This window comes from Pseudoalteromonas sp. Z9A6 (genome assembly GCF_011378805.1).
Lineage (GTDB): Bacteria > Pseudomonadota > Gammaproteobacteria > Enterobacterales > Alteromonadaceae > Pseudoalteromonas > Pseudoalteromonas distincta.
The window spans coordinates 1-6,196 of the sequence record NZ_WTKZ01000104.1 but is presented as its reverse complement, the minus strand read 5'-3'; the positions used below and the strand labels follow the sequence as shown (position 1 = coordinate 6,196).

Annotated in this window: 5 protein-coding genes and 2 tRNA genes; 6 read left to right on the top strand and 1 reads right to left on the bottom strand. The window is 38.9% G+C overall.

Features of this window, described 5'->3' with window-relative positions; translation table 11 throughout:
- Positions 1-84: 84 nt before the first annotated feature.
- On the bottom strand, positions 85-1,053 hold the full coding sequence (gene cysK / locus GQR53_RS20175) for a cysteine synthase A (protein ID WP_002963138.1): 969 nt from the start codon (positions 1,051-1,053) through the stop codon (positions 85-87).
- Between the two features lie 362 nt (positions 1,054-1,415).
- Here cysK and GQR53_RS20170 point away from each other — a divergent pair, with 362 nt between their 5' ends.
- The 6 genes from GQR53_RS20170 (at position 1,416) to GQR53_RS20145 (ending at position 6,140) form a co-directional block, all read left to right on the top strand.
- Positions 1,416-2,567: a dicarboxylate/amino acid:cation symporter gene (locus GQR53_RS20170; RefSeq protein ID WP_165745030.1), complete on the top strand. Its 1,152-nt coding sequence runs from the start codon at positions 1,416-1,418 to the stop codon at positions 2,565-2,567.
- Between the two features lie 108 nt (positions 2,568-2,675).
- Complete coding sequence (uvrY, locus tag GQR53_RS20165; protein ID WP_002963136.1) at positions 2,676-3,326, top strand: UvrY/SirA/GacA family response regulator transcription factor; 651 nt, start codon at positions 2,676-2,678, stop codon at positions 3,324-3,326.
- A gap of 9 nt (positions 3,327-3,335) precedes the next feature.
- On the top strand, positions 3,336-5,159 hold the full coding sequence (uvrC, locus tag GQR53_RS20160) for an excinuclease ABC subunit UvrC (protein ID WP_165745029.1): 1,824 nt from the start codon (positions 3,336-3,338) through the stop codon (positions 5,157-5,159).
- Positions 5,160-5,201: 42 nt separating this feature from the next.
- A complete protein-coding gene (gene pgsA / locus GQR53_RS20155) occupies positions 5,202-5,747 on the top strand; it encodes a CDP-diacylglycerol--glycerol-3-phosphate 3-phosphatidyltransferase (RefSeq protein WP_032827134.1) in 546 nt (181 codons plus the stop codon).
- A 212-nt stretch (positions 5,748-5,959) separates the two neighbouring features.
- A tRNA-Gly gene (locus GQR53_RS20150) sits at positions 5,960-6,035 on the top strand.
- 31 nt (positions 6,036-6,066) lie between these two features.
- Positions 6,067-6,140: transfer RNA gene (locus GQR53_RS20145), tRNA-Cys, on the top strand.
- Positions 6,141-6,196: the final 56 nt, after the last annotated feature.

The window sequence follows — 6,196 nt, the reverse complement described above, 5'->3', positions numbered from 1 at the left end:
GTATCCCCATAAAAAGAAAAATGCCAGTCAGCTTAACTGACTGGCATTATGCCTAAAGCATCCTTCTAAAAATCTTAAAATTACTTATTGTACTAGTTCTTGTTCACTAAACTCTTCATCAAACATTGGGCTTGATAAGTAACGCTCAGTTGCACTAGGTAGGATAACAACAATATTTTTATCTGCGTTTTCAGGCTTTTCAGCAATTCGCTTAGCTGCAACAACCGCTGCACCTGATGAAATACCTACTAAAATACCTTCTTTTTTCATTAACTGATGCGCCATTGCAATTGCGTCTTCGTTAGATACAAGCTCTGCGCCATCAATTAAGTCCATATCTAAGTTGCCAGGAATGAAGCCAGCACCAATACCTTGGATTTTATGAGGACCAGGTTTAATTTCTTCACCGGCAAGCGTTTGGCTAATAACTGGAGAGTTAGTTGGCTCAACAGCAATAGATTTAACGTTTAGACCTTTTTCTGTTTTGAGGTAGCGGCTAACACCTGTAATAGTACCACCAGTACCAACACCGGCTACAAAAAAGTCTACTTTGCCATCAAGCGCATCATAAATTTCAGGGCCTGTTGTTTCAAAGTGAATTTTTGGGTTTGCAGGGTTTTCGAATTGTTGTAATAAAATATACTTATCAGGTGCTGTTGCTTGAATTTCTTTTGCTTTTTCAATTGCGCCATTCATACCTTTTGCACCGTCGGTAAGTACTAGATTTGCACCTAATGCTTTTAATAGCTTGCGACGTTCTAGGCTCATGGTGTTTGGCATAGTAAGCGTTAACTTGTAACCACGTGCTGCTGCAACAAATGCAAGTGCAATACCGGTGTTCCCAGATGTTGGTTCAATAAGTTCTTTACCTTCAACAAGCTGACCTGACTTTTCAGCTTCCCAAATCATCGATGCACCAATGCGGCATTTGATACTAAAGCTTGGATTACGAGATTCAACTTTAGCGTATACATTCCCACCTGTAACACGGTTAAGTTTTACCAGCGGTGTATTACCGATGCTTAGTGAGTTATCTTCAAAAATAGTAGACATAATGTTCCTTTGGATGCAATCTGATCAACGTGTTAATAGCCTTTGCTACTAACTATATAAACACACTTTACTGTGAGTTTAAAAAAACTAAAGTAAAGTTTGGCTATAACATATATCTATTGGGCTTATAACCAGTCGAAATAAAAATCAATTATTAGCGGTGCTTTAGTTATTATAGGTGCGGGCTTAATTTAAAATTTAAAGAGTAAAACTTCGTTTAGTCAAAAAATGTTCAAAAGAGTATTGAATTAAACTATGTTTGTTCAATATTTGTGCATATGAATGTAACTTGAATAGTTTTATCACACAATGCGTCTAAAACATGATAAAAACACGTATCTAAATTCAATTAAGCAATCACAATGAAATTAATCTTAAAATTAATTGCCGGTATTGTGGCCGGTATCCTAGTTGGACTATATGTACCTATAACTGGTGTTGAACTTTTATTCACAGTAAAAGAGCTGATTGGTCAAATTATCTCCTTTACCATTCCACTTATTATATTATTTTTTATTGCATCAGGTATTGCAGGCCTACCAAAAGGGTCTGGTCACTTACTTGGTAAAACAGTCGGGTTTGCTTATAGTTCTACAATTATTGCAGGTACGCTTGCATTTTTATTAGTAAGTGCTGTTATCCCTTTTTTAAGCGGTGGTATTACATTCGAGGCAGAAGTTGCTACAGAAATTGGCAGCTTTATTGATTTAGAAATTCCACCTTTGATGGGTGTAATGACCGCATTAGTAACTGCTTTTGTATTTGGTATAGGCATGAGCCAATTAGAGCTTGATACGCTTAAAAAGGTGTCTGATCAGGGCCGTGATGTGATTGACGGATTATTATCAAAAGTAATTATCCCTGCTTTACCATTTTACATTGCAGGTGTATTTGCCGAAATGACGGTAGCGGGTACTGTGGTAGATACACTGCGAACATTTGGCGTAGTACTAATTGCAGCGCTTGTTATGCACTGGTTATGGTTAAGCGTTTTATATATAGCGACAGGTGTACTATTGAAACGTAATCCAATCGAATTAGTTAAAAATATGCTACCAGCTTACTTTACAGCCTTAGGTACTATGTCAAGTGCAGCAACGATTCCAGTATCGCTTCAATCAAGTAAAGCAAATAACGTTAAAGAAGATGTAGCTAACTTTACCGTACCACTTTGCGCGACTATTCACTTATCTGGCTCAACTATCACTATAGTAACCTGTGCAATGGCTGTTATGTTTTTATCGCCAAGCATGGAAGTCCCTTCATTAATGGGTATGCTACCGTTTATTATGATGTTAGGTGTAGTAATGATTGCAGCACCAGGTGCTCCAGGTGGCGCAGTTATGTCGGCGCTTGGTCTATTAACAAGCATGCTTGGGTTTAATGAAGGCGCGGTTGCATTAATGATTGCACTTTATTTGGCACAAGATAGCTTTGGTACTGCGTGTAATGTAACGGGTGATGGTATCATTTCGTTATGGGTTGACAGATTTAGCGAAAAATCGTCATCTTAAACTATTAGGGCGAGGCAATAATATTAGTTATTGTTTCGCTTTATGTATGTTACTGTGGCAAATTAATTTAATTAAATTGCATGTTGTTAGGTAAGTGAGGATGTTCCATTGATTAATGTACTTTTAGTTGATGACCATGAACTTGTACGAACAGGAATAAAGCGTATTCTTGATGATGTACGAGGGTTTAAAGTAATTGGTGAAGCTAAAACTGGCGAAGAGGCTGTACAGTTTTGTCGTCAGCATGCGCCAAACATAGTATTAATGGATATGAATATGCCAGGCATGGGCGGATTAGAAGCGACTAAAAAGATTTGTCGTTACTGCCCTGATGTAAAAATTATTGTGCTTACCGTTAACTGTGAAGACCCGTTTCCGAGTAAAGTAATGCAAATTGGTGCTCATGGCTTTTTAACTAAAGGTGCTGGCTCTGACGAAATGGTGCGTGCCATCCGTTGTGTTCATGCCGGTCAGCGTTATATTGCCCCTGAAATTGCACAGCAAATAGCACTTGCGCAAGTGACAGGTCGCACAGACGAAAATCCTTTTCAGAGCTTATCTGAACGCGAACTGCAAATTATGCTTATGATCACTAAAGGTGAAAAAGCACAAAATATAGCTGAGCGTTTAAACCTAAGTTCAAAAACAGTAAATAGCTATCGCTACCGTATGTTTGAAAAGCTAAATGTAGGTGGTGATGTTGAGCTTACCCATTTAGCAATTCGTCATAAAATGATTGATATAGACGTTTCGTACTAACTATAATTTATGTCTGAATTTGATCACGTACATTTTCTCAAAACGTTATCAAGTGAGCCGGGTGTATACCGCATGCTTGATAGTGACAACCAAGTTATTTATGTTGGTAAAGCTAAGCATTTAAAAAAGCGTGTGAGCAGTTACTTTAGAAGTAACATTACCGATAGCAAAACACGCGTTTTAGTGAGTAATATTTGTGACATCGAAGTCACACTCACTAATACTGAAACAGAAGCGCTGCTGCTTGAAAATAATCTAATAAAAAAATACCAGCCTCGCTACAACATATTATTACGCGACGATAAGTCGTATCCTTATATTTTATTAACTAGCCATAAACACCCTCGTTTAGCGTTTCATCGTGGCAGCCGTAAAATTAAAGGTGAGTACTTTGGTCCTTTTCCGAGCGCGGGAGCGGTATCTGAAAGCTTGCGCTTAATGCAAAAAATATTTCCTGTTCGTCAATGTGAAGATGCTTATTACCGCGCAAGAAGTCGCCCGTGTCTGCAATATCAGCTTAAGCGTTGCTCAGCTCCGTGTGTGAATAAAGTTACGGATGATGATTACAGCGAGCAAGTTGACTATGTCCGTAAGTTTTTAACGGGTAAATCTCACGAAGTTATTGCTGATTTAATAAAAAAAATGGAAGCAGCCAGCCTACAATTAAACTTTGAACTGGCGGCAAAAGTTCGCGACCAAATAATGCTACTGCGTAAAATGCAGGAGCAACAGTCTATATCAGGTAATTTTGCTGAAATGGACGTAGTTGGTTTTGCTCATTTAAATGGTTTAAATGGCATTCATTTATTAATGATCCGCGATCACAAAGTATTGGGTAGTAAAACGTATTTTCCAAAAGTACCTAAAGATTCGAGTGAACAAGAAATATTGACTTCGTTTTTAGGACAGTACTATTTAGCGCCAGGAGCAACAGGGCGTATTGCAAAAGAAATCATATTACCGTTTGAAATAGAAGAGAGCGGGGCACTCGGTGAAGCACTCACACAAATAAGTGAGCGCAAAGTAACACTTAAAGTAGTTACCCGTGGTGAGCGTGCTCAATACTTACAACTGGCCAATAAAAATGCATTAAACAGTATTGCAGTTAAGCAAAGTACCCAAGACTCTATTAATAAACGTTATGCACAATTAAAGGCAACACTGCGACTTGATGATATTACCCGAATGGAGTGTTTTGATATAAGCCACACTATGGGGGAGAACACTGTTGCAAGTTGTGTTGTATTTGACTCACAAGGCCCAAATACGAAAGAGTATAGGCGCTATAATGTAACGGGTATAACCGGTGGTGATGATTATGCTGCAATGGAGTTTGCACTTAATAAGCGTTACAACAAATTAGTAGATGAAGACAAAATTCCAGACGTTATCTTTATTGATGGTGGTAAGGGGCAACTTGGGCGCGCGGAGCTGTACTTTTCTAACTGGCCACATACAAAAATGCCTTTATTAGTAGGTGTCGCTAAAGGTACTAGCCGTAAGCCTGGCCTTGAAACACTATTAATTGACGGTGGTCGAAAAACCATTCCTATGGATTCAGATGCACCTGCGCTACATTTAATACAGCATATACGTGATGAATCTCATCGTTTTGCAATTGCAGGGCATCGTAATAAACGCCAGAAACAACGTACGCAATCACTACTAGAAGAAATAAATGGAGTCGGTTCTAAGCGTCGGCAAACATTATTAAAATATTTAGGGGGCATGCAGGGAGTAAAAGCTGCTAATATAGAACAGTTAAAGAAAGTTCCTGGGATCAGCCCTGACATGGCTGAGAAGATATTTAACCATTTGCATGACAAGGGCTAGCCCTACATGCGAATATAGCAAAAAAGACATATCCAAGTAGTTATGTGGAATATTCCAAACACACTCACAACATTTAGACTTTTTCTTATCCCCGTTTTTTTGGTGATATTTTATTTGCCTTATAGCTGGGCTTTTTTTGCTGCCGCCTTTATTTTTTGGCTTGCATCAATCACCGATATACTAGACGGTTACTTAGCAAGAAAGCTTGAGCAATCAACTCCTTTTGGTGCTTTTTTAGATCCTGTTGCTGATAAAGTAATGGTATGTGCCGCACTTGTAGCGTTATCTGATCAGTACCAGTCAATGTACATGACAATACCCGCTCTTATTATAATAAGCCGTGAAATTATTATATCTGCACTTCGTGAATGGATGGCAGAGCAGGGTAAGCGTGGTAATGTCGCTGTATCAAACATGGGTAAAATTAAGACAGCTGCACAAATGTTAGCCATTATTGGTTTGATTTGGCAATATGATACGTGGATGAACTATTTAAGCTTTGGATTGCTGTACATTGCGACCTTTTTAACCTTGAGTTCTATGATGCAATATTTACGTGCAGCATGGGGTGAATTGACTAAAAATTAACTCTAAATGTATAATAACGCACCGTTTTAGATAAAAAACAAGCAAACAGTTCAAAACTAGCATTTTTTGTATTGACGCGTTTAATAATCTCTGTAGAATGCGTCCGTGTTGAGAGGGCATAGCCCCCGAGATAAACGAAACGGTAATTAATTAGTTACTTGAATGTTCACATAAATCATCATGTGCTAATTCAAATAACTGATAAATAAAATGCGGTACTAGCTCAGTTGGTAGAGCGCGACCTTGCCAAGGTCGAGGTCACGAGTTCGAGCCTCGTGTACCGCTCCAAGTTTATCTTAAGGTTAATACCCCGTACTGGGGCGGAATGGCAGAGTGGCCATGCACCGGATTGCAAATCCGTCTACCTCGGTTCGACTCCGGGTTCCGCCTCCATTTCAACACTCCACACGCTTTAATTAGCAAACTCGATGCCCGAGTGGTGGAATTGG

Excerpts from the sequence above, each read along its gene's own strand:
- cysK (WP_002963138.1), bottom strand. The coding sequence starts at position 1,053 with ATGTCTACTATTTTTGAAGATAACTCACTAAGCATCGGTAATACACCG.
- GQR53_RS20170 (WP_165745030.1), top strand. The coding sequence starts at position 1,416 with ATGAAATTAATCTTAAAATTAATTGCCGGTATTGTGGCCGGTATCCTA.
- uvrC (WP_165745029.1), top strand. The coding sequence starts at position 3,336 with ATGTCTGAATTTGATCACGTACATTTTCTCAAAACGTTATCAAGTGAG.
- pgsA (WP_032827134.1), top strand. The coding sequence starts at position 5,202 with ATGTGGAATATTCCAAACACACTCACAACATTTAGACTTTTTCTTATC.